The 23,446-nt window shown below is 62.4% G+C and carries 24 protein-coding genes; 16 read left to right on the forward strand and 8 right to left on the reverse strand.

Annotated elements, in window-relative coordinates; translation table 11 throughout:
* Nucleotide 1 precedes the first annotated feature (1 nt).
* The gene (locus ACF8MC_RS16950) at nt 2-1,660 is read right to left on the reverse strand and encodes an ATP-dependent endonuclease (RefSeq protein ID WP_033637834.1); all 1,659 of its coding nucleotides are present in this window, start codon (nt 1,658-1,660) and stop codon (nt 2-4) included.
* Between the two features lie 187 nt (nt 1,661-1,847).
* On the opposite strand from ACF8MC_RS16950, the gene ACF8MC_RS16955 reads away from it, so the two are divergent.
* From ACF8MC_RS16955 to ltaE, 5 genes are all read left to right on the forward strand, one after another.
* Nucleotides 1,848-2,744, forward strand: coding sequence for a lysine exporter LysO family protein (locus ACF8MC_RS16955; protein WP_004928363.1), 897 nt, complete (start codon nt 1,848-1,850; stop codon nt 2,742-2,744).
* 180 nt (nt 2,745-2,924) lie between these two features.
* Nucleotides 2,925-4,574: a hydroxylamine reductase gene (gene hcp / locus ACF8MC_RS16960; protein WP_033646641.1), complete on the forward strand. Its 1,650-nt coding sequence runs from the start codon at nt 2,925-2,927 to the stop codon at nt 4,572-4,574.
* Between the two features lie 56 nt (nt 4,575-4,630).
* Nucleotides 4,631-5,632, forward strand: coding sequence for an NADH oxidoreductase (gene hcr / locus ACF8MC_RS16965; protein ID WP_164104750.1), 1,002 nt, complete (start codon nt 4,631-4,633; stop codon nt 5,630-5,632).
* 199 nt (nt 5,633-5,831) lie between these two features.
* Nucleotides 5,832-7,553 carry a ubiquinone-dependent pyruvate dehydrogenase gene (poxB, locus tag ACF8MC_RS16970; protein ID WP_033646648.1) on the forward strand — a complete coding sequence of 574 codons (1,722 nt, stop codon included), beginning with the start codon at nt 5,832-5,834 and terminating at the stop codon, nt 7,551-7,553.
* 76 nt (nt 7,554-7,629) lie between these two features.
* Complete coding sequence (gene ltaE / locus ACF8MC_RS16975; protein ID WP_060418404.1) at nt 7,630-8,646, forward strand: low-specificity L-threonine aldolase; 1,017 nt, start codon at nt 7,630-7,632, stop codon at nt 8,644-8,646.
* 30 nt (nt 8,647-8,676) lie between these two features.
* Here the strand turns inward: ltaE and ACF8MC_RS16980 are convergent, their stop codons facing one another.
* Together ACF8MC_RS16980 and ACF8MC_RS16985 are read right to left on the reverse strand one after the other, a co-directional pair.
* The gene (locus ACF8MC_RS16980; protein ID WP_033646654.1) at nt 8,677-9,372 is read right to left on the reverse strand and encodes an N-acetylmannosamine-6-phosphate 2-epimerase; all 696 of its coding nucleotides are present in this window, start codon (nt 9,370-9,372) and stop codon (nt 8,677-8,679) included.
* Nucleotides 9,369-10,925 (reverse strand): PTS transporter subunit EIIC, encoded by a 1,557-nt coding sequence (locus tag ACF8MC_RS16985; RefSeq protein ID WP_164104749.1) that lies wholly within the window; start codon nt 10,923-10,925, stop codon nt 9,369-9,371. The genes ACF8MC_RS16980 and ACF8MC_RS16985 overlap by 4 nt, the downstream gene beginning before the upstream one ends.
* Before the next feature lie 166 nt (nt 10,926-11,091).
* Here ACF8MC_RS16985 and ACF8MC_RS16990 point away from each other — a divergent pair, with 166 nt between their 5' ends.
* Nucleotides 11,092-11,919 carry a MurR/RpiR family transcriptional regulator gene (locus ACF8MC_RS16990; protein WP_043147107.1) on the forward strand — a complete coding sequence of 276 codons (828 nt, stop codon included), beginning with the start codon at nt 11,092-11,094 and terminating at the stop codon, nt 11,917-11,919.
* On the opposite strand, the gene ACF8MC_RS16995 is transcribed toward ACF8MC_RS16990, so the two are convergent.
* Nucleotides 11,920-12,267 (reverse strand): DUF1294 domain-containing protein, encoded by a 348-nt coding sequence (locus ACF8MC_RS16995; protein WP_033654657.1) that lies wholly within the window; start codon nt 12,265-12,267, stop codon nt 11,920-11,922. It abuts the gene before it with no gap.
* A 150-nt stretch (nt 12,268-12,417) separates the two neighbouring features.
* Between ACF8MC_RS16995 and ACF8MC_RS17000 the strand changes: the two genes are divergently transcribed.
* Nucleotides 12,418-13,857, forward strand: a complete 1,440-nt coding sequence (locus tag ACF8MC_RS17000; RefSeq protein ID WP_164104748.1) for a DUF2867 domain-containing protein — start codon at nt 12,418-12,420, stop codon at nt 13,855-13,857.
* Nucleotides 13,858-14,015: 158 nt separating this feature from the next.
* On the forward strand, nt 14,016-15,026 hold the full coding sequence (locus tag ACF8MC_RS17005) for an NAD(P)-dependent oxidoreductase (protein ID WP_033646660.1): 1,011 nt from the start codon (nt 14,016-14,018) through the stop codon (nt 15,024-15,026).
* Here ACF8MC_RS17005 and ACF8MC_RS17010 read toward each other — a convergent pair whose 3' ends face one another.
* Both ACF8MC_RS17010 and ACF8MC_RS17015 read right to left on the reverse strand, forming a co-directional pair.
* Nucleotides 15,027-15,863, reverse strand: coding sequence for an N-acetylmuramoyl-L-alanine amidase (locus ACF8MC_RS17010; RefSeq protein WP_049197174.1), 837 nt, complete (start codon nt 15,861-15,863; stop codon nt 15,027-15,029). It lies immediately after the preceding gene.
* A gap of 119 nt (nt 15,864-15,982) precedes the next feature.
* Entirely contained in the window at nt 15,983-16,306 is a 324-nt protein-coding gene (locus ACF8MC_RS17015; protein WP_033637822.1) for a heavy metal-binding domain-containing protein, read from the reverse strand.
* 159 nt (nt 16,307-16,465) lie between these two features.
* Here ACF8MC_RS17015 and ACF8MC_RS17020 point away from each other — a divergent pair, with 159 nt between their 5' ends.
* The 8 genes from ACF8MC_RS17020 (at nt 16,466) to ACF8MC_RS17055 (ending at nt 21,720) form a co-directional block, all read left to right on the forward strand.
* Nucleotides 16,466-17,008, forward strand: coding sequence for a lipoprotein (locus ACF8MC_RS17020; protein WP_049197171.1), 543 nt, complete (start codon nt 16,466-16,468; stop codon nt 17,006-17,008).
* 264 nt (nt 17,009-17,272) lie between these two features.
* The gene (gene artP / locus ACF8MC_RS17025) at nt 17,273-18,001 is read left to right on the forward strand and encodes an arginine ABC transporter ATP-binding protein ArtP (protein ID WP_038884338.1); all 729 of its coding nucleotides are present in this window, start codon (nt 17,273-17,275) and stop codon (nt 17,999-18,001) included.
* A gap of 32 nt (nt 18,002-18,033) precedes the next feature.
* Nucleotides 18,034-18,765, forward strand: a complete 732-nt coding sequence (gene artJ / locus ACF8MC_RS17030) for an arginine ABC transporter substrate-binding protein (protein ID WP_033637819.1) — start codon at nt 18,034-18,036, stop codon at nt 18,763-18,765.
* Between the two features lie 9 nt (nt 18,766-18,774).
* Nucleotides 18,775-19,491 (forward strand): arginine ABC transporter permease ArtQ, encoded by a 717-nt coding sequence (artQ, locus tag ACF8MC_RS17035; protein ID WP_033637818.1) that lies wholly within the window; start codon nt 18,775-18,777, stop codon nt 19,489-19,491.
* Nucleotides 19,491-20,159 (forward strand): arginine ABC transporter permease ArtM, encoded by a 669-nt coding sequence (artM, locus tag ACF8MC_RS17040; protein WP_033637817.1) that lies wholly within the window; start codon nt 19,491-19,493, stop codon nt 20,157-20,159. The genes artQ and artM overlap by 1 nt, the downstream gene beginning before the upstream one ends.
* 199 nt (nt 20,160-20,358) lie before the next feature.
* On the forward strand, nt 20,359-21,093 hold the full coding sequence (artJ, locus tag ACF8MC_RS17045) for an arginine ABC transporter substrate-binding protein (protein WP_033637816.1): 735 nt from the start codon (nt 20,359-20,361) through the stop codon (nt 21,091-21,093).
* A gap of 101 nt (nt 21,094-21,194) precedes the next feature.
* Complete coding sequence (locus tag ACF8MC_RS17050) at nt 21,195-21,446, forward strand: type II toxin-antitoxin system Phd/YefM family antitoxin (protein ID WP_004928423.1); 252 nt, start codon at nt 21,195-21,197, stop codon at nt 21,444-21,446.
* Complete coding sequence (locus ACF8MC_RS17055) at nt 21,436-21,720, forward strand: type II toxin-antitoxin system RelE/ParE family toxin (RefSeq protein WP_041034302.1); 285 nt, start codon at nt 21,436-21,438, stop codon at nt 21,718-21,720. The genes ACF8MC_RS17050 and ACF8MC_RS17055 overlap by 11 nt, the downstream gene beginning before the upstream one ends.
* Here the strand turns inward: ACF8MC_RS17055 and rlmC are convergent.
* Both rlmC and ACF8MC_RS17065 read right to left on the reverse strand, forming a co-directional pair.
* On the reverse strand, nt 21,717-22,844 hold the full coding sequence (gene rlmC, locus ACF8MC_RS17060; protein ID WP_049213122.1) for a 23S rRNA (uracil(747)-C(5))-methyltransferase RlmC: 1,128 nt from the start codon (nt 22,842-22,844) through the stop codon (nt 21,717-21,719). The two genes, ACF8MC_RS17055 and rlmC, sit on opposite strands and share 4 nt — an antisense overlap.
* Nucleotides 22,845-22,913: 69 nt before the next feature.
* Nucleotides 22,914-23,393, reverse strand: a complete 480-nt coding sequence (locus ACF8MC_RS17065) for a YbjO family protein (RefSeq protein WP_048321404.1) — start codon at nt 23,391-23,393, stop codon at nt 22,914-22,916.
* Nucleotides 23,394-23,446 lie beyond the last annotated feature (53 nt).

Consider the following 23,446-nt stretch of genomic DNA (forward strand, 5'->3'; position numbering starts at 1 on the left):
GTCAGTCCGCCCGGCCGCGCGCCAGCCAGATCACCCGTGAGAACATTTTCTTCAGCAGCGGCGGCACCGAGTCCGTGCCCCATTCGCCGGCCTGCATCGCGACCTCGATCGCCAGATCCGGCTTCGACGAGTGGTGGACCGCTTTTAGGATCACCTTGCGCACCGGCATTTGCGCGTTGATCGGCACCGACGCCATCCGGTGATAGACCGGGCCGAACCCTTCGCGGAACATGAAGTGTTCCATGTCCGGCGCCGGCAGCGCGGTCAGCCGATCGCGTTCGTTGTCTTCATGATTGTCCAGCAGGCTGCGCACGGTATTGGCGTACTTTTTGCCCGCCTCGTCGCCGTCCACCAGCGCATGCCACTCGATGCCCATGCGGCGGGCGAAGCGCAGCAGCGGCTTCAGGCCGCACTGGGCGAACTCGATGACCCGCACCCCTTCCGCCTCGAAATGGTAGCCGCACTGCCGCGCCAGCTCGTTCAGCAGCCACACTTCGGTCTCGCCCTCCACCAGCAGCCAGCAGCGGGCGAACAGCGACGACGGCCGGTTGAAACGGATGTGAAACGCGATGCGCCGCCCGTCTTCGGCGCTCAGCCCGCGCGGCCCGAGACGGTAGGTCGCGACCCGCCCCGACTCGCGCACCAGCCGGCAGACGTGCTCCACCGGCACCAGCGACACCAGTTCGCTGGAGTTGGTGGTGGTGATGCGCTGCAGCGGCAGCTGATTGAGCAGCCCCCAGGCCACCGACAGCATAATCGGGTGCAGACGAGTTTCCGGGTCTTCCACCAGCAGCAGCGGCCGTGCATGCGCATCCAGCTTAACGTCGCCCTTGGCCTGCAGCAGGGTGGAAAACATCCCCAGCAGGATCAGGCGCATGCTGCGGCTGTTCGGCTCGGCCACCATGCGGTTGATGCCGTCCAGCGCACGCCAGGCATCCTGCTCCGGTTCGCCGCCGCGGCGGCGCGGCCGCGTCACCTGCGAACTTTGCTCGGCGAAGTAGTGCTCCAGCAGTTGCTGCATGGCCGCCAGCCCCTGACGCAGTTCGCCGTTGGTCAGCTTCTGCGGATTGCGCACCAGCTCGCGCGTCAGCTGATCCAACTGCTGCGCCAGCGCCTGGGTATCGGGTTTGCGTTCATCGCCGAGGCTGCTGGGGCGCAGGCGACGAATAAAGCGCGCGTCGCGCAGGCGCAATACCGGATGAATGCGGATGATGGCGTGGGCCAGCTGTTCGATATGGTGCAGTTGAAAGGCGTTGCCGTCGGCGTCGAGAAAACCGCGCCAGGTGCACACCGTGCCGTCGTCGGCCAGCTCGCCTTCGCAGCGGTAATGAATGCGGCTCAGACCATCTTCGCCCTTGACCCACAGTGGCGTCAGGTGGCGATAGCGCGGCAGGTGCGCATGGCCGATGTCTTTTTCGCAGAAGGTGAACACCACCTGCAGGTGGCGCTCTTTGGCCGCCTCTTCTCCGGGCGGGAAATGGAAGTCGTGCGCCTCAAACCGATACAGCTTCTGCTCCGGCGCCAGCAGCAGCGTCAGCGCATCCAGCAGGCTGGATTTACCCCAGGCGTTTTCGCCGAGCAACAGCGTGTTGTCGTCCAGCATCAGGGACAGCCGGTTAATGCCGCGAAAACCTACAATTTCGATACGCTCCAAGAACATCCGCCGCCTCCCGTGCGCGCCGTCGCCTCGTCAATGAGGCAACCTTCACAGAGCATGGTCAAAAAACCCCTTGCAGGTCAAGCGGCCAACGTCAAATCTGCCGCTTTACTCCGGCCGGGCTTTTGGTTAGCGTGTGCTCCTCGCCGCCGTTCGGCGCGCGCCAAAACTCAAGGACACAAGCTGCACCATGTACTCAGGACTGTTGATTATTCTGTTACCGCTGATTGTCGGTTACCTCATTCCCTTACGCCATCGCCCGCTGCTGGTGCTGATCAACCGGCTGCTGAGCTGGATGGTGTACGTGATCCTGTTTTTCATGGGTATCAGCCTGGCGTTCATGGAAGATCTCAGCAGCAACCTGGTGCTGATCTTCCAATACAGCGCGGTGTTCTTCTTCTGCATTCTCTGCGCCAATCTGCTGTTGCTGGCACTGCTGGAGCGGCGCATGCCGTGGCGCAGCAGCCATAAACAGGAAAAGCTGCCTTCGCGCGTGCACATGGCGCTGGAGTCGCTCAAGCTGTGCGGCGTGGTGCTCGGCGGCTTCCTGCTCGGCCTGACGCAGTGGCAATGGCTGCAGTTCGCCCATAAAGGCAGCGAATATGCGCTGATCTTCCTGCTGCTGTTGGTCGGCATTCAGCTGCGCAACAGCGGCATGACGCTGCGCCAGATCGTGCTCAACCGCCGCGGCACGCTGGTGGCGCTGGTGGTGACCGTCGCGTCGCTGGCCGGCGGCGCGCTGGCGGCGCAGCTGCTGGGGCTGCCGGTCAAGGCCGGGCTGGCGATGGCCTCCGGCTTCGGCTGGTACTCGCTGTCGGGCATTCTGATCACCGACGCCTACGGCCCGGTGATGGGCAGCGCCGCGTTCTTCAACGATCTGGCGCGCGAGCTGGTGGCGATCATGCTGATCCCGACGCTGGTGCGCCGCAGCCGCTCCACCGCCCTCGGCCTGTGCGGCGCCACCTCGATGGACTTCACCCTGCCGGTGCTGCAGCGCAGCGGCGGGCTGGACATGGTGCCCCCCGCCATCGTGCACGGCTTCCTGCTGAGCCTGCTGGCGCCGGTGCTGATCGCCCTGTTCTCCTGATCCTCTCCCCTGGGGGCCGCCCGGCCCCCAAAGCGTAATAATTCCCATCCGCACGGCAAAATTGCGCTAAATCAAACTTGCCCGCAGTAGTCGCACAAAAGCCTTTTGCAACCCCGATCGCCGATCTATGCTTTTAAACAAGCATTACAAATGCAACTTTAAAAATAAAAGGAAGCGACTATGTTCTGTGTGCAATGTGAACAAACCATCCGTACCCCGGCAGGCAACGGCTGCGCGTATGCTCAGGGCATGTGCGGCAAGACGGCGGAAACCTCCGATCTGCAGGATCTGCTGGTGGCGGCGCTACAGGGCCTCTCCGCCTGGGCGCTGCAGGCGCGTTCGCTGGGCATCGTCGATCACGAGATCGACAGCTTCGCCCCGCGCGCCTTCTTCTCCACCCTGACCAACGTCAACTTCGACTCCCAGCGCATCATCGGCTACGCGCGCGAAACCCTGCTGCTGCGCGATTCGCTGGCCGCCCGTTGCCGGCTGCTGGATGCCGGCGTGCGCGTCGATCACCCGATGGCGGCGCTGCAGCTGGCCGGTGACGATATGCCTGCGCTGCTGCAACAGGCGGCGCAGTTTGCCCTCAACGGCGACAAGGCCGAGGTCGGCGACGACGTCCACGGTTTGCGCATGCTGTGCCTGTACGGCCTGAAAGGCGCCGCGGCCTATATGGAACACGCGCACGTGCTCGGCCAGTTCGACGAGCAGCTCTATGCCGACTACCACGCCTTTATGGCCTGGCTCGGCACCCGACCGCGCGACGTCGACACCCTGCTGAACAACGCCATGGGCATCGGCAAGATGAACTTCAACGTGATGGCGATCCTCGATCGCGGCGAAACCCAGGCCTACGGCGATCCACAGCCCAGCGCGGTCAACGTGCGCCCGGTGGCCGGGAAAGCCATTCTGATCTCCGGCCACGATCTGAAAGATCTGCGCATGCTGCTCGAACAAACCGAAGGGCAAAACGTCAACGTCTACACCCACGGTGAAATGCTGCCGGCGCACGGCTATCCGGAACTGAAAAAATTCAAGCATCTGGTGGGCAACTACGGCAGCGGCTGGCAGAACCAGCAGACGGAGTTCGCCAAATTCCCTGGCCCGATCGTGATGACCTCCAACTGCATCATCGATCCGAACGTCGGCAACTACGGCGATCGCATCTGGACCCGCAGCATCGTCGGCTGGCCGGGCGTCAACCATCTGGAGGGCGACGACTTCGGCGCCGTGATCCGCCAGGCGCAGGGCATGAACGGCTTCCCTTACACCGAGATCGAGCACCTGATCACCGTCGGCTTCGGCCGCCAGACGCTGCTGAACGCCGCCGACACGGTGATCGATCTGGTGTCGCAGAAAAAACTGCGCCACGTCTTCCTGGTCGGCGGCTGCGACGGCAGCCGCGACGAGCGCAGCTACTTCACCGACTTCGCCCGCAGCGTGCCGCAAGACTGCCTGATCATGACGCTGGCCTGCGGCAAGTACCGTTTCAACAAGCTGGACTTCGGCACGCTGGAAGGGCTGCCGCGCCTGCTGGACGTCGGCCAGTGCAACGACGCCTATTCCGCCATTATGCTGGCGGTCAAGCTGGCGGACACGCTCGGCTGCAGCGTCAACGAACTGCCGCTCAGCCTGGTGCTGTCGTGGTTTGAACAGAAGGCGATCGTCATTTTGTTGACGCTGCTGTCGCTGGGGGTGAAAAACATCGTCACCGGCCCGACCGCGCCGGGCTTCCTGACCGACAACCTGATGGCGATCCTCAACGAGAAATTCGGCCTGCGTCCGATCACCACCGTCGAGCAGGATATCAACGCGCTGCTCGCCTGATGCCATTACGTTATGGGGCCGCCTGCGCCGGCCCCTTTGCTTTTTGAGGTGCCCCGATGACTCAACCCACTCCGCTTTGCCCGAACCGCATGCAGGTACATTCCATCCGGCGCGAAACCGCCGACGTCTGGACGCTGAACCTGATATGCGACGTTTTCTACCCTTATCAGGCGGGCCAGTTTGCGCTGGTCAGCATCCGCAACAGCGAGGAGACGCTGCGCGCCTATACGCTCTCCTCCTCGCCCGGCCAGAGCCGCTTTCTCAGCATCAGCGTGCGCTGCCTGCCGGACGGCGTCGGATCGCGCTGGCTGACGCAAGAGGTCAAGCCCGGCAACACGCTGTGGCTGTCCGACGCGCAGGGCGAGTTCAGCTGCGAGCGCCACCCGGCCGATCGCTATCTGATGCTGGCCGCCGGCTGCGGCGTGACGCCGATCGTCTCGATGTGCCGCTGGCTGACCGCCAACCGTCCGGCCTGCGATATCGCCGTGATCTTTAACGTGCGCACCCCCGCCGACACGATTTTCGCCGATCAATGGCGCGCGCTGTGCGCCGCCCATCCGCAGTTGCGCCTGACGCTGATGGCCGAGCGGGATCTGCAACCCGGTTACCTCAGCGGCCGCATCGATGAACAGACGCTGCGGCAGGCGGCGCCGGATATCGCCGAACGCACGGTGATGACCTGCGGCCCTGCGCCCTACATGGACCACGTGGAGCAGCTGTGCCGCCGGCTCGGCGTGCCGGCCGAGCGTTTCCATAAAGAGCAGTTCCACACGCCGGCGGCGCAGGCCGATGCCACCGAAGGGCTGACGCTGCGCGCCGCCCGCCCGCTGCGCGAATTCCGCGTGCCGGTCGGCAGCACGCTGCTGGCGGCGATGGAGGCCAATGCCCTGCCGGTCAACGCCGCCTGCCGCGCCGGGGTGTGCGGCTCGTGCAAAACCCGCATCCTCGAGGGCGACTACACCACCACCAGCACCATGACGCTGAGCGCAGAAGAGGTAGCTCAGGGCTACGTGCTGGCCTGCAGTTGCCAGCTGCGGGGCGACGTCACGCTGGCGTGATCCCTTGGCCCCATCGCCGCGATGGGGCATTTATCGGCAAGTTCCCCCCTCCCCGCCCGGTTACACTTTCCCCCGTCCTACGCTCTTTACCCTTCCTGACCGCATCTCGTCCACCGCCGGTAAGCTATGCTTGCAGTTGTTCTGCTGCCGCTCACCGGATCGAGTACACATCGTTTTTCAAACCATGTTTGGGGGAACCATGAAGCAAACCGTAGCCACACTGATCGCCAAAACGCTGGATCAAGCCGGCGTAAAACGCATTTGGGGCGTGACCGGCGATTCGCTCAACGGCCTGAGCGACAGCCTGCACCGCATGGGCACCATCGAATGGCTGGGCACCCGCCATGAAGAGGTGGCCGCCTTCGCCGCCGGCGCCGAAGCCCAGCTCACCGGCCAGCTGGCGGTGTGCGCCGGTTCCTGCGGCCCCGGCAACCTGCACCTGATCAACGGTCTGTTCGACTGCCACCGCAACCATGTGCCGGTGCTGGCGATCGCCGCACACATTCCTTCCAGCGAAATCGGCAGCGGCTACTTCCAGGAAACGCATCCGCAGGAGCTGTTCCGCGAATGCAGCCACTATTGCGAGCTGGTTTCCAACCCGGAACAGCTGCCGCGCGTGCTGGAGATCGCCATGCGCAAGGCGATCCTCAACCGCGGCGTCTCGGTGGTGGTCTTGCCGGGCGATGTGGCGCTGCGCATGGCACCGGAAGACGCGACCCTGACCTGGCATACCCCGGCGCTGCCGCTGGTGCAGCCGCCGATGAGCGAGCTGAACAAGCTGGCGGAGACGCTGAACAAGGCGAAGAACATCACCCTGATGTGCGGCAGCGGCTGCGCCGGCGCGCACGATGAGGTGGTCAAGCTGGCCGAGCTGCTGCAGGCGCCGGTGGTGCACGCGCTGCGCGGCAAAGAGCATATCGAATGGGATAACCCTTATAGCGTCGGCATGACCGGGCTGATCGGCTTCTCCTCCGGCTACCACGCGATGATGAACGCCGACACGCTGGTGCTGCTCGGCACCCAGTTCCCCTACCGCGCGTTCTACCCCACCAACGCCAACATCATTCAGATCGACATCAACCCCGGCAGCATCGGCGCGCACTGCCCGGTCAATATGGCGCTGGTGGGCGATATCCACACCACCCTCACCGCTCTGCTGCCGCAGCTGGAGCCCAAGCGCGACCGGGCGTTCCTCGACAAGGCGCTGGAGCATTACCGCAACGCGCGCAAGGATCTCGACGGGCTGGCGACCGCCAACGACGACCAGCCGATCCACCCGCAGTATCTGGCGCAGCAGCTCAGCCGGTACGCCAGCGACGACGCCATCTTCACCTGCGACGTCGGCACGCCGACGGTGTGGGCCGCCCGCTACGTGAAAATGAACGGCAAGCGCCGCCTGCTCGGTTCGTTCAACCACGGTTCGATGGCCAACGCCATGCCGCAGGCGATCGGCGCCCAGGCCACCGCGCCGGATAAACAGGTGATCGCCATGTGCGGCGACGGCGGCTTCACCATGCTGATGGGGGATTTCCTGTCGCTGGCGCAGCTCAAGCTGCCGGTGAAAATCGTGGTGTTCAACAACAGCGTGTTGGGGTTCGTGGCGATGGAGATGAAGGCAGGCGGCTATCTGACCGACGGCACCGACCTGCATAACCCGGACTTCGCGGCGATCGCCAACGCCGCCGGCATCAAGGGCATCCGCGTGGAAAAAGCCTCGGATCTGGACGGCGCGCTGCAGGAGATGTTGGCGCACCCCGGCCCGGCGCTGCTGGACGTGGTCACCGCCAAGCAAGAGCTGGCGATGCCGCCGCAGATCAAGTTCGAACAGGCGAAAGGTTTCAGCCTGTACATGCTGCGCGCCATCATCAACGGCCGCGGCGACGAAGTGGTCGAGCTGGCGAAAACCAACTGGCTGCGCTAAGCAAGCTGCCCCCCGGTGAAATAAGGGTATATGATGCCATGTACCCTTTTCCTCTCCCTTACATTCCAGGAACCCTATGCTTATCGATCTACGCAGCGACACCGTCACCCGCCCCAGCGCCGCCATGCGCCAGGCGATGGCTCAGGCAGAGGTCGGCGACGACGTCTACGGCGATGACCCGACGGTCAACGCACTGGAGGCCGAGGCGGTGCGCCTGTCGGGCAAAGAGGCGGCGCTGTTTTTGCCCAGCGGCACCCAGGCCAACCTGGTGGCGCTGCTGAGCCATTGCCAGCGCGGCGACGAGTATCTGGTCGGCCAACAGGCGCACAACTATAAATACGAGGCCGGCGGCGCAGCGGTGCTGGGCAGCATCCAGCCGCAGCCGATCGAGGCCGACGCGGACGGCACGCTGCCGCTGGACAAGCTCGCCGCCGCCATCAAACCCGACGATATCCACTTCGCCCGCACCCGGCTGCTGAGCCTGGAAAACACCATCGGCGGCCGAGTCCTGCCGCAGGCCTACCTGCAGCAGGCGTGGCGGTTTACCCGCGAGCGGCAGCTGGCGCTGCATATCGACGGCGCGCGCATCTTCAACGCCGCCGTGGCGCTGAACCTGCCGCTGAAAGAGATCGTGCAATACTGCGACACCTTCACCATTTGCCTGTCGAAAGGGCTGGGCGCGCCGGTCGGATCGCTGCTGTGCGGCAGCGAGGCCTTCATTCAGCGCGCGCTGCGCTGGCGCAAGATGACCGGCGGCGGGTTGCGTCAGGCCGGCATCCTGGCGGCGGCCGGCCTCTACGCGCTGGAGCATAACGTCGCGCGGCTGCGCGAAGACCATGACAACGCGGTCTGGCTGGAGCAACAGCTGCGGCAGATCGGCGTGGAGGTCGTCGAACCCGGCGCACAGACCAACGTGCTGTACCTGCGCCAACCGCCGGCGCTGGCGGCCAAATTCGGCCCGTGGATGCGCGAACGCGACGTGCTGATCAGCAGCGGCCCGCTGACGCGCATTCTGACCCACCTCGACGTCAGCCGTCAGGATCTGCAGCGGGTGGTCGAGCTGTGGCGGGAGTTCCTCCAGCAGCACGCCTGATTTCCCCTCCCCGGCGCGCCGGGGAGCCCTTCACCGCCCGCCGATGGCCTCGACAAAGCGGCGGGTGATCTGCTGCGGGCGCGTAATGGCGCCGCCCACCACCACCGCATGCGCCCCCAGCGCCAGGCAGCGCGCGGCCATCGCCGGCGTTTCGACATTGCCCTCGGCGATGACCGGCACCGGCACCGCCGCCAGCACCGCACGCAGAAAGCCGAAATCGTCCTCCGCCAGTCGGGCGCCCCGGCTTTCGGCGGTATAGCCGTGCAGCGTGGTGCCCACGCAGTCGAACCCCAACCTGGCAGCCTCTTGCGCTTCTTCCACGGTGGCGATGTCCGCCATCAGCAGCAGCCGGGGATACCTGGCGCGGATCGCGGCAACCAGCGCCGCCAGCTGCAGCTCCCCTGGCCGCCGGTGGCCGGTAGCGTCCAATGCAATCATCTGCGGCGCCGCGGTCATCAGCTCATCGATTTCACGCAGGGTCGGCGTGATATAGACATCGCTACCGGCATAATCGCGCTTGATAATGCCGATCACCGGCAGCGCCACCGTGCGCAGGATGGCTTTAACGTCTTCGACGCCGTTGGCGCGGATCGCCGCCGCACCGCCTTGCTCGGCCGCCAGCGCCATGCGCGCCATGATAAAATCGCTGTGCAGCGGCTCGTCGTCCAGCGCCTGGCAAGACACCACCAGCCGGCCCTTAATCTGCTGCAAAATGGAAAGCGTCATAAATCCAACAACTCCTCGACTTCGTTTTTAATAATGGTCACGTGCGGGCCATAGATCACCTGAACGCCGTTGCCGCGAACGATCACCGCCCGCGCGCCGCTGGCCTTCAGCCCGCTTTCGTCCAGCAACCGGCTCTGTTTTACCGTCACGCGCAGCCGCGTGGCGCAACAATCCAGTTCGACGATATTCTCTTTGCCGCCCAGCGCCGCCAGCACCTGCTGCGAGCGTTCGGTGCCGGTCATCACCGCTTCCGGTACGGTTTCCACCTCGCGCCCCGGCGTTTTGAAATTGAAGCGCAGGATCAGGAAACGGAACGTGAAGTAGTACAGGAAGAACCAGGGCACCCCGACCAGCGGCACATACATCCAGTGGGTTTTCGCTTCGCCCTGCAGCACGCCGAACAGCATGAAATCGATAAAACCGCCGGAGAACGTCTGGCCGATGGTGATATGCAGAATGTGCGCGATCGCGAACGCCAGGCCGTCGAACAGCGCGTGCACCACGTACAGCGCCGGCGCGATGAACAGGAACGAGAATTCGATAGGTTCGGTGATGCCGGTCAGGAAAGAGGTCAGCGCCGCCGACAGCAGCAGCCCGCCGACGCGTTTGCGGTTCTCTGGGCGCGCGCTTTGGTACATCGCCAGGCAGGCGCCGACCAGGCCGAACATCATGGTGATAAAGCGGCCGGACATGAAGCGCGCCGTGCCGATGTAGAACTGCTGCGTATTCGGGTCGGCCAACTGGGCGAAGAAAATGCGCTGCGTGCCTTCCACCAGCTGTCCGTTGATCACTTCGCTGCCGCCGAGCGCGGTGGTCCAAAACGGCAGGTAGAAGATGTGATGCAGGCCGAACGGCCCGAGCATGCGCAATACGAAGCCGTAGATAAAGGTGCCGAGATAGCCGCTGGCGTCCACCAGGCCGCCCATGCCGAAGATCAGCCGTTGGAAAGGCGGCCACACCACGGTCATCAGGGCGCCGACCGCCATCGCCGCCAGCGAGCTGACGATCGGCACAAAGCGCGAGCCGCCGAAAAAACCCAGGAACGGCGGCAGCGATATCTTGTTGTAGCGGCCGTGCAGATACCAGGTCACCAGACCGATGACCACCCCGCCGAACACCCCGGTCTCCAGCGTCTGGATCCCGAGAATCGTTCCCTGCCCCACCGCGCCGGCGTTCTGCGCGGCCAGCGTGCCGTTGATTTTCAACAGCGCATTGATGGTGGCGTTCATCACCAGGTAGGCGATCAGCGAGGCCAGCCCCGCCGTGCCCTTGTCGCTTTTGGCCAACCCCACCGCCACGCCGACCGCGAACAGGATCGCCAGGTTGGCGAACACGATGGCGCCGGCGCTGGCCATCATGGTAAATACGCTTTGCAGCCAGCCGACGTCGAGGAAGGGATAAGCCTCGACGGTATTGGGATTGGACAGCGCACCGCCGATCCCCAACAGCAGGCCGGCCGCCGGCAGCACGGCGATCGGCAGCATGAACGATTTGCCGAACAGCTGGGCTTTTTCGAACCAGCCGCCGGAGCGCGACAATTCTGGTGTTGACATAAATTTTTCCCCGCTATCATTTTATGATGAAAATTTTTACCACATTAAAATTAATTTTATGAAAATTTTATTCATAACGATGATCGGCTTCACAATCCGTCGATTTCGCTGGCGAGCGGCGGCGTCTTTCCGCCACAATAGAAACGGGAATACTCAGAAAGGTAACGTGATGAATACAGGCAACTTGTTATTGCGGCTGCGGCAGGATTTGGCGGGGTACAGCCCCACGCTGCAAAAGCTCGGCAACTATCTTCTTGCGCAGCCCTCCCGCGCCGTTTACCTGACCATCACCGAACTGGCGCGTGAAAGCGCCACCAGCGAAGCCAGCGTCACGCGGCTGTGCCGCCATCTGGGCTGCAAAGGCTATACCGAATTTAAAATGGCGCTGGCCCTCAGCCTGCAACAAAGCCAGCCGGAGGCGACGACGCGGCAAAGCGCGACGGAAAATTTGGTGGAAGAGAGCGTTCAGGCGCTGCGGGATACCGGCGCGCTGTTGGATCCGCAGGCGCTGCAACAGGCGGCGGACAGCCTGCAGCGTTGCGCTTCGGTGCAGATTTACGGCGTCGCCGCCAGCGCCATCATCGGCGATTTCCTGCACTACAAGCTGCTGCGCCTCGGCAAACCGGCGCAGCTGTTCAGCGACATGCACCGGGCGGCGATGAACGCCGCCTCGCTGAGTGAGCGGGATCTGCTGATCGTCATCTCCAGCTCCGGCTCCACCAAGGACGTGCTGCATGCGGTGGCATTGGCCAAAGGGCGCGGCGCACGCGTGATCGCCGTCAGCAACACCCAACGCAGCCCGCTGGCCAAGCTGGCGGATACGCTGCTGGTGGCGGCCAAACCGGAAGGGCCGCTGACCGCCGGCGCCCTGCCGGCCAAAGTCGGCGCCATGCTGCTGGTGGAGTTGATGATCGCCGAACTGGCTCGGCGCGATCCCGCCTACGCTCAGGCGATGCAGGCCACCGCCAGCGCCACCCTGCCGCTGCTGCTGTAATCAGAAGATCCAGCGGCCATAAACCCAGTACCACAGCCCCAGCACCGCCACCAGGTTGAGCGCCACGCTGAGGATGAACCAGGTTTTAAACGGCTGCTTCTGGGTTTTGTGGCGAAACAGCTGCTGTGCCGCCAGTGCGCCCAACCACCCGCCCAGCGCGCCGAACAGCAACAGCGTCGCCTCCGGCACCCGCCGCCACCCCTTGCGCGCCGCCAGCTTATCGCCGCCGTAGATCAGAAACGTCAGCAGGTTGGCCAGCAGCAACCACATCCACACCGGATGCAGCGAGAACAGGCTGGCGACCAGCGCCAGGCCCAGCAGGGCGTAACAAATCACATTGAGCTTCATGGCATCCGGTTTTTCGTTCGATAAAGGGCGCGTAGTGTGAACCTGCGCCACGATGGATGCAACCGGCTTATACCCATACAAAAAGTGCATTTAAACCCCGAATTTGGCATCCTGTCGTTCTGCCAATCCTCTACCGCACAAGGCGGCCCGATGACACCCCAACGCGTACTGGTTCTTGGAGCCAGCGGCTATATAGGTCAGAACCTGATCCCGCACCTGATCGAACAGGGGCATCAGATTACCGCCGCCGCGCGGCGCATCGAGTGGCTGCAGGAGCGGAACTGGCCGCAGGTCAACTGCCTGTATGCCGATCTGTACCGCCCGGAGACCCTGAGCGCGGCGCTGTGGGAGACAGATACGCTTTACTATCTGGTGCACGCAATGGGCGACGGCGACGATTTTATCGAGAAGGAGCGCCAGGCAGCGGAAAACCTGCGCGACGCGCTGCGCAATGCCGGCGTCAAACAGGTGATCTTTCTCGGCGCGCTGCAGCCGAACGACGACAGTTCGCCCCACCTGGCGGCCCGCCGCCTGACCGGCGAAATTTTGCGCCAGAGCGGCGTGCCGGTGACCGAACTGCGCGCCGGCATCATCGTCGGCCCCGGCTCGGCGGCGTTCGAAGTGATGCGCGACATGGTCTATAACCTGCCGGTGCTGACGCCGCCGCGCTGGGTGCGCTCCAAGTCGTCGCCGGTGGCGCTGGAGAACCTGCTGGTTTATCTGGCCGATCTGCTGGCGCACCCGGCGCAGGAACACCGCATCTTCGACATTGCCGGGCCGGAGTACCTCAGCTATCAGGATATGTTCAAACGCTTTATCGCCCTCAGCGGCAAGCGGCGCTGGCTGATCCCGATCCCCTTGCCGACGCGGCTGATTTCGGTGTGGTTCATCAGCCTGATCACCTCGGTGCCGACGCCGATCGCCCGCGCGCTGATCCAGGGGCTAAAGCACGATCTGCCCGCCGACGGCCGGCCGCTGCAGGCGCTGATCCCGCAGCGGCTGCACACCTTCGATCAGGCGGTCGCCACCACGCTGCAGCGCGAACAGGAGGTGGTCGATTCCGCCGACTGGGGCTACGATCCGGCGGCGCGGGCCCGCTGGCGCCCCGGCTACGGTTACTATCCGAAACAGGCCGGTTGTTCGCTGGACACCACCGCCACCCGCGAGGCCCTATGGCAAACGGTGCAGCAGTTGGGGGGCGAAGAAGGCTATTTCTACGCCAATATTCTGTGGCGGATCCGCGCCCGCATGGACGACATGATCGGCAACGGCGTGGCCTATGGCCGCCCGGCGCGCGCGAGCCTGGCGCTGGGCGACAAGATCGACGGCTGGAAAGTCATCACGCTGAAACCGCTGCGGCAACTGGCGCTGCTGTTCGGCATGAAGGCGCCAGGGCTGGGGCGGCTGAGCTTCACCATTACCGATCACGGCGATCGCCGCACGCTGGACGTGCGCGCCTGGTGGCATCCGGCCGGCTTTAGCGGGCTGCTGTATTGGTTCGCCATGATGCCCGCGCATCTGTTCATTTTCCGCGGCATGGCGAAGCGCATCGCCGAACTTGCCGAGGGCCTGGACCGCCAACGGCGCTGAACGCCGTTCATTTGTCGATCAACCGCACAGTTTGCCGCTGTGCTTCGGGGCTTTCCGATTGCATAGCGCACGAAATCACGGAAGAATGGCATCTTATTTGCTGGGAGCGCCGCAAGCGCCCGCCGGTATTCCGATTTTGGGTGAGAATAGAGTCCGTTATGAAGGTATTGGTCACCGGTGCCACCAGTGGGTTAGGCCGTAACGCCGTCGAATATCTGCGCCGTCAGGGCATCAAAGTGCGCGCCACCGGCCGCAACCAGGCGATGGGCGGCCTGCTGGAAAAAATGGGCGCGGAGTTCATTCATGCCGATCTCACCAATCTGATCTCTTCGCAGGCCAAGGCGATGCTGACGGACGTCGACGTGCTGTGGCACTGCTCCAGCTTCACCTCGCCCTGGGGCACCGAAGAGGCCTTCGAACTGGCCAACGTCCGCGCCACCCGCCGCCTCGGCGAATGGGCGGCGGCCTACGGCGTGGCGCAGTTCATTCACATCTCTTCCCCGGCGATCTATTTCGATTACCACCATCACCGCAACGTGACCGAAGACTTTCGCCCGCAGCGCTACGCCAACGAGTTCGCGCGCAGCAAGGCCGCCGGCGAGCAGGTGATCCAGCAGCTGGCGCTGTCCAATCCGCAGACCCATTTCACCATTCTGCGCCCGCAGGGATTGTTCGGGCCGCACGACAAGGTGATGCTGCCGCGGCTGCTGCAGATGATCAAACGCTACGGCAACCTGCTGCTGCCGCGCGGCGGCGCGGCGATGGTGGACATGACGTACCTGGAGAATGCGGTGCACGCCATGTGGCTGGCGACGCTAAAAGAAGATACGCCGTCCGGCCGCGCCTACAACATCACCAACCAGCAGCCGCGCCCGCTTCGCACCGTGGTGCAGCAGCTGATCGACGATTTGGGCATGAAGTGCCATATCCGCTCCGTCCCCTATCCGATGCTCGACATGATGGCCCGCGGCATGGAGCGCCTCGGCAGCAAAAGCGAAAAGGAGCCGGTGCTGACCCACTACGGCGTCGCCAAACTCAATTTCGACCTCACGCTCGATACCACCCGCGCACAGCAAGAGCTGGGCTATCAGCCGATCGTCTCGCTGGAAGAAGGCATCGCGCGCACCGCCCGCTGGCTGAAAGATCACGGCAAGCTGCACGGCCTGTAATCAACGCGCCGCGCCGTACTTCACCAGCAGCGCATCGACAATCGCTTCACTCTCCGCATCCGGTTCGCCGCGCACATCGTCGGGCCGGAAGTGCATCTGAAACGCCGCCAGCACATTGCGCTGCTGCCGCGCATTCCACGACGGGTCGATCGCGTAGCCGTAACGCGCCAGCTTTTCGAGCAGCGGCGCCATCGGTACCGGCGCATGGCGATCGCGCCCCGCCAGCAAACGCTGCACGTCGCGTTCGTCCGGCCAGGCGCCGATGCCGGCCTGGGCCAGCTGCCGCCAGGGGAACAGCGGGCCGGGATCCTGTTTGCGCTGCGGCGCGATGTCGCTGTGCCCCACCACGTCCTGCGGCTGGATGCCATAGCGTTGGATGATGTCGCGGCTCAGCGGGATCAGCACGGCGATCTGCTCCGCCGTATAGGGCTGCCAGTGGGTGAACAGCATGCTGCGGGTGAAGCCCTTGTTGACGATTTCGATGCCGATCGAGGTGTCATTGAGGTTGCTGCGGCCGCGCCAGGCGCTGGCGCCGGCATGCCAGGCGCGCATCGCTTCCGGCACCAGGCGGAACACCGTCGGTTTACCGTGTTCGCGCTGCGGATGCGCCGGCAGCAGATAATGCGCGCTGACGTGTTCGTCGGTCAGCGTTTTCAGCGATGAGTGGAAGTCTTCCGCCGTGTAGTGCATCACCAGAAAGCGGATGCGTTGATCCGCGCCCTGCGCCTGATGCAGGGTTTCGAGCTGGTAAGCGCCGCGATCGACGAGCGTGTCCTGCTGCGGATTTTGGCATCCCGCCAGCAGCGCGGCGGCGATGATCCCTGGCCAAATTTTCACTTATCCTCCCTGTGATGTGATGACCTGATATAGCGTTAACGTTAATCAATAATCGCCACGGAAGCCACCGTCGGACAAAGTAAAACGCCCCGGACGCGCCAGGGCGTTGGGGAGTGGGATTAGCGGCTGGCTTTCACCGCGGTGCCGCTGACGGTCACCATCAGCATGCTGCCGTCTTTGCCAACGGTTTCATAATCGATATCGATGCCGACCACCGCGTTGGCGCCCAGCTCTTTCGCCTGATCTTCCAGCTCTTCGAACGCGATCAAGCGCGCCTTGCGCAGCTCTTTCTCATAAGCGCCCGAGCGGCCGCCGACGATATCGCGCACGCCGGCGAAGAAATCACGAAAGATGTTGGCGCCGAGGATCGCTTCGCCGGTGACCACGCCGCAGTATTCGGTGATGGTGAACCCTTCCAGGGTCGGGGTAGTTGAAAGCTGCATCAGAATTCCTTGTTTGATTAATTCAACGTATCTATGACCAGAAGATTAGCGTTATGTTCGCTTAATCAATGGCACGCAGTACGAATGCAAGGCCAAAAAACGCATTTATACTGTAAGCTATCGGTCTTCATGGTAGAGACTTTCACATAAGGTAATAAGATGAAAACAAAAACGATTGCGGCTGTTTTACCCTTAGCGCTGTTGCTGAGTGCCTGTACCACGGTGGAACCGGCATACAAGGATATCGGCACCCGCAGCGGCAGCTGTGTGGAAGGCGGCCCGGATACGGTCGCGCAAAAGTTCTATGACCTGCGCATCCAGCAGGGCGCCGGCCTGCCGGACAGTAACCGCCTGGCGCAGCTGCAGCCTTACCTGAGCAAAGTGCTGTATCAGGATCTGGTCAGCGCCGCCCAGAACCTAGGCAAGCATCGGATCACCGGCGACTTGTTCTCCGGCAATGCGCAGGGGCCAAGCAGCGCGTCCGTCGCCAGCGCCTCGACCATTCCTAACACCGATGCGAAAAACATCCCGCTGCGCGTCGACTTGAGCTACCAAAAAGACGCCAACAGCACCGTGAACTGGCAGGACGAAGTGCTGATGGTGCGCGAAGGCACCTGCTGGGTGGTTGATGATATTCGCTACCTGAATGTTCCAGCGCATGCCACCAACGGCAGCGTGCGCCAGGTGTTGGAAAACCAGTAACCCGCGATCCCCAGGCCGACGCGGGTTTGCCGCGTCGGCCATCCCCGCCCCCCGCCTGCCGCTCAGATTTCGTCCAATAGAAAAAATTTCGCTACCGATCTCACAGCCTGCACCACAAATCCCCTCCCTCGGCTTGAGTCGCGGTATCTTGTGCTAATCTTTTACTGTCCCGCCGCACACTCATAAATTTTAACGCACAAATATTGCATAAGTATTCTGTGGAAGTTAACATTTGCGGCATCAATGTCTATTCAATTCTGGCGCATGAGTATTCAACTTAACGGTATCAATTGCTATTACGGCGCTCACCAGGCGCTGTTTGACATCACGCTGGATTGTCCAGCCGGGGAAACCCTGGTGCTGCTTGGCCCAAGCGGCGCCGGGAAAAGTTCATTGCTGCGGGTGCTGAACCTGCTGGAAATGCCGCGTTCGGGCCAACTGCAGATCGCCGGCAACCAATTCGACTTCAAGCAGGCGCCTGGCGAGAAAGCCATTCGCGAACTGCGTCAAAATGTCGGCATGGTGTTCCAGCAATACAACCTGTGGCCTCACCTCACCGTGGTTCAGAACCTGATCGAAGCGCCTTGCCGCGTGCTGGGTCTGACCAAGGCTCAGGCGATGGAGCGCGCCGACAAGCTGCTCAAGCGCCTGCGCCTGACCGACTTCGCCGATCGCTTCCCGCTGCACCTTTCCGGCGGCCAGCAGCAGCGCGTGGCAATCGCCCGCGCCCTGATGATGGAACCGCAGGTGCTGCTGTTCGATGAACCGACCGCGGCGCTGGATCCGGAAATCACCGCTCAGATCGTCAGCATCATTCGCGAACTGGCCGGCACCGGCATCACGCAGGTGATCGTCACCCACGAAGTGGAAGTGGCGCGCAAGACCGCCAGCCGCGTGGTGTACATGGAAAACGGCCACGTGGTGGAGCAAGGCGACAGCAGCCACTTCACGCAGCCGCGGACCACCGAGTTTGCCAACTACTTATCACACTAACAATTAACTTGCTGTAATTTGGGGAGTTTGCGATGAAAAAACTAATAATCGCCGCCGTTCTGGCCGGCATCAGCGTTTCCGCCTCCGCAGCCGAAACCATCCGTTTCGCTACCGAAGCCTCCTATCCTCCATTTGAATTTATTGACGCCGGCAACAAGATTCAGGGTTTTGATGTCGATCTGGCCAACGCGCTGTGCAAAGAGATGCAGGCCGAGTGCACCTTCACCAACCAGGCGTTCGACAGCCTGATCCCAAGCCTTAAATTCAAGCGTTTCGATGCGGTGATGGCCGGCATGGACATTACGCCGGAACGTGAAAAGCAGGTGCTGTTCACCAAGCCGTACTACGATAATTCGGCGCTGTTCATCGCGCAGAAAGGCAAAATCGCCGACGTGGCGGCGCTGAAAGGCAAGAAAGTGGGTGTGCAAAACGGCACCACTCACCAGAAATACCTGACCGACAAGCACCCGGAAATCACCACCGTGCCTTACGACAGCTACCAGAACGCCATTTTGGATCTGAAGAACGGCCGCGTTGATGCGGTGTTCGGCGATACCGCGGTGGTTAACGAGTGGCTGAAGCAGAATGACGCGCTGGCGGCAGTGGGCGCCAAAGTCACGGATAAAGACTACTTCGGCACCGGCCTCGGCATCGCGGTACGCCAGAAGAACACCGAGCTGCAGGGCAAGTTCAACGCCGCTCTGGACAAGATCAAGCAGGATGGGACCTATGAAACCATCTACAAAAAATGGTTCCAGCAGTAATACGCCCCGATGAATGAATTTCAACCTTTAGCAAGCGCCGCCGGCATGACCGTCGGCCTTGCCGTTTGCGCCCTGATCCTCGGGCTGATTCTGGCGATGCTGTTCGCCGTATGGGAATCGTCCCGCTGGAAAGCGGTCAGCTGGCTCGGCACCGCCTGGGTGACCGTGCTGCGCGGCCTGCCGGAAATCCTGGTGGTGCTGTTTATCTATTTCGGTTCGTCGCAGCTGCTGCTGATGCTCTCCGACGGCTTTACCCTCAACCTCGGTCTGTTCCAGCTGCCGATTCAGCTGGCGATCGACAATTTCGAAGTCAGCCCGTTCCTGTGCGGGGTGATCGCTCTGGCCCTGCTCTATTCCGCCTACGCCTCGCAGACGCTGCGCGGCGCGCTGAAAGCGGTGCCGCAGGGGCAGTGGGAGTCCGGCCAGGCGCTGGGGCTCGGCAAGGCGGCGATCTTCTTTCGCCTGATCATGCCGCAGATGTGGCGCCACGCCCTGCCCGGCCTCGGCAACCAGTGGCTGGTGCTGCTGAAAGACACCGCGCTGGTGTCGCTGATCAGCGTGAACGATCTGATGCTGCAAACCAAGAGCATCGCCACCCGCACCCAGGAGCCTTTTACCTGGTATGTGATCGCGGCGGCCATCTACCTGCTGGTGACGCTGTTCAGCCAATACGTCATCAAACGCATTGAGCTGCGCGCCACGCGCTTTGAGCGGGGGCCGGTCTGATGATTGAGTATTTGCCGGAAATCCTCAAAGGGTTGCACACCAGCCTGACGCTGACCGTCGCCGCGCTGATCGTCGCGCTGGTGCTGTCGCTGCTGCTGACGGTGATCCTGACGCTGAAAACGCCTATCCTGACGCCGCTGGTCAAGATCTACGTGACGCTGTTCACCGGCACGCCGTTGCTGGTGCAGATCTTCCTGATCTACTACGGCCCCGGCCAGTTCCCGGCGATCCGCGACTACCCGTGGCTGTGGAATCTGCTGTCGCAGCCCTGGCTGTGCGCGATGATAGCGCTGGCGCTGAACAGCGCGGCCTACACCACGCAACTGTTCTACGGCGCGGTGCGCGCCATTCCCGCCGGGCAATGGCAGTCGTGCGAAGCGCTGGGCATGTCGCGCCGGCAGACGCTGCGCATCCTGCTGCCGTTCGCCTTCAAGCGCGCGCTGTCGTCTTACTCCAACGAAGTGGTGCTGGTGTTCAAAAGCACCTCGCTGGCTTACACCATTACGCTGATGGAAGTGATGGGCTACAGCCAGCTGATGTACGGCCGCACTTACGACGTCATGGTGTTTGGCGCCGCAGGCCTGGTGTACCTGTGCGTCAACGGCCTGCTGACGCTGCTGATGCGGCTGGTGGAGCGCCGCGCGCTGGCGTTTGAGCGCCGCAACTGAGGCCGCCTCCCCTCATGAGCCCCGCCGTCGTGCGGGGCTTTTTTTATCTCCAAGGCAATATTTAATCATTTTCATTGCATTTTAATTCACTCGATGGCAGGGTTATCAGCAGGTGTCCTCGCAAAAACCTCTGGCGATTACCAGTAAAAACAAACGATAGCGAAAAATCACTTTCAGGATCCAGACAGGAGCTCTACGCATGAAAAAACTGCTGCTTGCCGCGACGATGTTGGCCGGAATCACCTTTAACGCCACCGCGGCCGAGACCATCCGCTTCGCCGCCTCCGCCACCTACCCGCCGTTCGAATCGCTCGACGCCAATAACCAGATCGTCGGCTTCGATATCGATCTGGCCAACGCGCTGTGCAAGCAGATGCAGGCGCAGTGCACCTTCACCAACCAGGCGTTCGACAGCCTGATCGCCGCGCTGAAATTCAAGAAATACGATGCGGTGATTTCCGGTATGGATATCACGCCGGAGCGCAGCAAACAGGTCGCCTTCACCCAGCCTTACTACGCCAACTCGGCGATCGTGATCGCGCAAAAAGGCAAGTTCAGCTCGCTGGCGGATCTGAAAGGCAAAAAACTCGGCATGGAGAACGGCACCACCCACCAGAAATACATGCAGGACAAGCACCCGGAGATTAACACCGTCTCTTACGACAGCTACCAAAACGCCATTCTGGAGCTGAAAAACGGCCGTATCGACGGCGTGTTCGGCGACACCGCCGTGGTGAACGAGTGGCTGAAAACCAACCCGCAGCTGGCGCCGGTCGGCGAGCACATCACCGATGCGCAATACTTCGGCACCGGTCTCGGCATCGCTGTGCGCCCGGACAACCAGGCGCTGCTGGCCAAGCTGAACGCCGCGCTGGACGCCATCAAGGCCGACGGCACCTACAAGGCCATCAACGACAAGTGGTTCCCGCAGTAAGTTCGCATGTGGAGCCGCCATCCTTTGGCGGCTCCATCCGATTGCCACCCCATCCGGTTAGTGCTAAATTTGATACTGAATTTAGCATCAAGGATAACATCATGACGGTTCAACCCATTCTTGCCGATTCCGCAGTCAGCATCAGCGATTTTAAGAAATCGCCCAACGCCGCCCTTAAAGAGGCACAAGGGCAGCCGGTCGCCGTCCTGACCAACGGTAAGATTTCGGGATATTACGTCTCACCGGAAACCTGGGAGGCTATCGCGGAGTACCTGGAAGATATCGAACTCGCTGAAATCGTTCGTTCACGGATGAACGGCAAACGCATTAAGGTCAATTTGGATGACTTATAAGCTTGAATTCGAAGAACATGCGCTGAAGGAATTTAAAAAACTGTCCCCGGTGATCCGGGAACAGTTCAAAAAAAAGCTGGTATCGGTATTGGTTAATCCCCACGTCCCCGCCAACAAACTCGCCGGTTTGCCCGATTGCTACAAAATCAAACTCAGAGCATCAGGCTTTCGTTTGGTGTATCGCGTCATGGAAACGGAGATCGTGGTTCTGGTCCTGTCTGTGGGCAAACGCGAACATTCAGCGGCTTATACGGCTGCCAAAAAGCGCCTTTAACGCCGCACCAACAGCGTCAGCACTTCGTAGTGCGCGGTATGCGGGAACATGTCGAACAGCTGCACCCGTTCGATGCGGTACCCCGACAACATTTCGATATCTTTCGCCATGCTCTCGGCGTTGCAGCTGGAATAGAGAATATAGCCCGGCGCCATCCGGCTCAGGTAGTCGCACAGCGCCTGGCCGATGCCGCGCCGCGGCGGGTTGACCAGCACCAGCTGCGGCACCTGGCCTTCGGCGGTGGCGAAACGGGTGGAATCGAGCGCCTGAAAATCTACGTGCAACAACCCTAACCGCTGCGCCGACTGGCGCGCGCAGGCGATCGCTTCTGCGCTGATTTCGATGCCGGTCAGCCGCGTTTGCGGCTGCGCGCAGTGCAGGCCGAAACCGCCGACGCCGCAGAACAGATCCCACATGCTGTCGATACCCAGCGCGCGCACCCAGTCGCGGGCGGTGGCATACAGATCGGCGGCCACCTGCGGGTTGGTCTGGAAGAAGCTTTGCGGGCGGATGAACAGCGGCACCTGATTGAACCGTTCCTCCAGCGCCTGCTGTTCGGTCAGCGCAATCTCGCGCTCCCCTTCCATGATCGCCATGTGCACCGGCTGAATATTGGCGGAGATCACCTTGAGCTGCGGCAACTGCTGCTGCAGCCACGGCAGCGCGGCGCGCAGGTGCGCCAGCTTGGTTTCCGAGCGCAGCACGAAGCGCAGCATCACGCCGCCGTCGAGCGTGCTTTCGGTCAGCAGCAGGTACTTCAGCTCGCCGCGTTTGCGTGCCACGTTGTACGGCGTCAGGCCCGCGCGGGCGATAAAGCTTTTCAGCACCGCGAACATCGGCGCAAAACCGGCAGGGTACAGCGGGCAGTCGCTCAGATCGGCCGGCGTGCCGTCGCGGTGCAGCATGCCGAGCAGCGGGCGCTCCACGCTGCCGCTGACCACCATCTTGGCTTTATTGCGAAATGCGCTCAGTTCCCCCGCCACCGGCTGCAGCCACTGCGCGACGTCGCGACCGGCCAGCAGCGAGTGCAGGTGATGCTGTTTGTCGGCCAGTTGCTGCGGATAGGGCTTTTCCAGCCACTGACAGGAACGACAGGTGCCCGCCGTATACAAAGCGCAATGCATGAAGATTACCGTGAAGTTCAGGATGACGAATCAAGGGCGCAGAGTTTACCACTCCGCGCGCCTAAAATCTCACTTGCGCGCGGCGAAGAAACGGCGGCTGGCGGTGGGAACAAACAGCAACGCCAGGATCACCGCGTCGGGGATCTTTTGCAGGATCAGAACGTGCAGGATTTGGCCACTGGTTTCGCCTTCCACGGTGAACACCTCGGGGAAGACGCTGCCGATGGTGGCCAACAGCAGGTAAAGCACCACGATGCACTGGCAGGCTACATACCCCCAGCGCCCCCAGTTGCGGCCGCGCATCACGGCAAAGCCGCAGCTGATTTGCAGACACAGCAGCAGCAGGCCGGCCAGAAAGATAAAGGTAGAATCCCACGCCTGCGCGCTGGTGTTGACGAACTCCTGCGCGCCGTCGACGCCCAGCTCGCCCAGCAGCAGCACCACGCTGATACATTTGATCGCGACCATGGCGGTACCCGCCACCATCACCGGCACCGGCGCATCCGAAGTCGATCCCATTCCCTGCCCGCTTTTCAGCATGTCTGACATATCCGTATTCCGCTACGACGCGCCACCTATACAGGTGGCGCATTTAAAGTCAG

Source organism: Serratia sp. LACPHL-BACT-2024-00286 (assembly GCF_043109535.1).
Taxonomy (GTDB): domain Bacteria; phylum Pseudomonadota; class Gammaproteobacteria; order Enterobacterales; family Enterobacteriaceae; genus Serratia; species Serratia sarumanii.

Coding starts and splice junctions, on each gene's coding strand:
- artM (WP_033637817.1), top strand. CDS start 19,491: ATGATTGAGTATTTGCCGGAAATCCTCAAAGGGTTGCACACCAGCCTG.
- hcp (WP_033646641.1), top strand. CDS start 2,925: ATGTTCTGTGTGCAATGTGAACAAACCATCCGTACCCCGGCAGGCAAC.
- artJ (WP_033637816.1), top strand. CDS start 20,359: ATGAAAAAACTGCTGCTTGCCGCGACGATGTTGGCCGGAATCACCTTT.
- ACF8MC_RS17000 (WP_164104748.1), top strand. CDS start 12,418: ATGACACCCCAACGCGTACTGGTTCTTGGAGCCAGCGGCTATATAGGT.
- ACF8MC_RS17055 (WP_041034302.1), top strand. CDS start 21,436: ATGACTTATAAGCTTGAATTCGAAGAACATGCGCTGAAGGAATTTAAA.
- poxB (WP_033646648.1), top strand. CDS start 5,832: ATGAAGCAAACCGTAGCCACACTGATCGCCAAAACGCTGGATCAAGCC.
- ACF8MC_RS16980 (WP_033646654.1), bottom strand. CDS start 9,372: ATGACGCTTTCCATTTTGCAGCAGATTAAGGGCCGGCTGGTGGTGTCT.
- ACF8MC_RS17050 (WP_004928423.1), top strand. CDS start 21,195: ATGACGGTTCAACCCATTCTTGCCGATTCCGCAGTCAGCATCAGCGAT.
- ACF8MC_RS17005 (WP_033646660.1), top strand. CDS start 14,016: ATGAAGGTATTGGTCACCGGTGCCACCAGTGGGTTAGGCCGTAACGCC.
- artQ (WP_033637818.1), top strand. CDS start 18,775: ATGAATGAATTTCAACCTTTAGCAAGCGCCGCCGGCATGACCGTCGGC.
- ACF8MC_RS17015 (WP_033637822.1), bottom strand. CDS start 16,306: ATGCAGCTTTCAACTACCCCGACCCTGGAAGGGTTCACCATCACCGAA.
- ACF8MC_RS17020 (WP_049197171.1), top strand. CDS start 16,466: ATGAAAACAAAAACGATTGCGGCTGTTTTACCCTTAGCGCTGTTGCTG.
- hcr (WP_164104750.1), top strand. CDS start 4,631: ATGACTCAACCCACTCCGCTTTGCCCGAACCGCATGCAGGTACATTCC.
- ACF8MC_RS16995 (WP_033654657.1), bottom strand. CDS start 12,267: ATGAAGCTCAATGTGATTTGTTACGCCCTGCTGGGCCTGGCGCTGGTC.
- artJ (WP_033637819.1), top strand. CDS start 18,034: ATGAAAAAACTAATAATCGCCGCCGTTCTGGCCGGCATCAGCGTTTCC.
- rlmC (WP_049213122.1), bottom strand. CDS start 22,844: ATGCATTGCGCTTTGTATACGGCGGGCACCTGTCGTTCCTGTCAGTGG.
- ACF8MC_RS16955 (WP_004928363.1), top strand. CDS start 1,848: ATGTACTCAGGACTGTTGATTATTCTGTTACCGCTGATTGTCGGTTAC.
- ltaE (WP_060418404.1), top strand. CDS start 7,630: ATGCTTATCGATCTACGCAGCGACACCGTCACCCGCCCCAGCGCCGCC.
- ACF8MC_RS16985 (WP_164104749.1), bottom strand. CDS start 10,925: ATGTCAACACCAGAATTGTCGCGCTCCGGCGGCTGGTTCGAAAAAGCC.
- ACF8MC_RS16950 (WP_033637834.1), bottom strand. CDS start 1,660: ATGTTCTTGGAGCGTATCGAAATTGTAGGTTTTCGCGGCATTAACCGG.
- artP (WP_038884338.1), top strand. CDS start 17,273: ATGAGTATTCAACTTAACGGTATCAATTGCTATTACGGCGCTCACCAG.
- ACF8MC_RS17065 (WP_048321404.1), bottom strand. CDS start 23,393: ATGTCAGACATGCTGAAAAGCGGGCAGGGAATGGGATCGACTTCGGAT.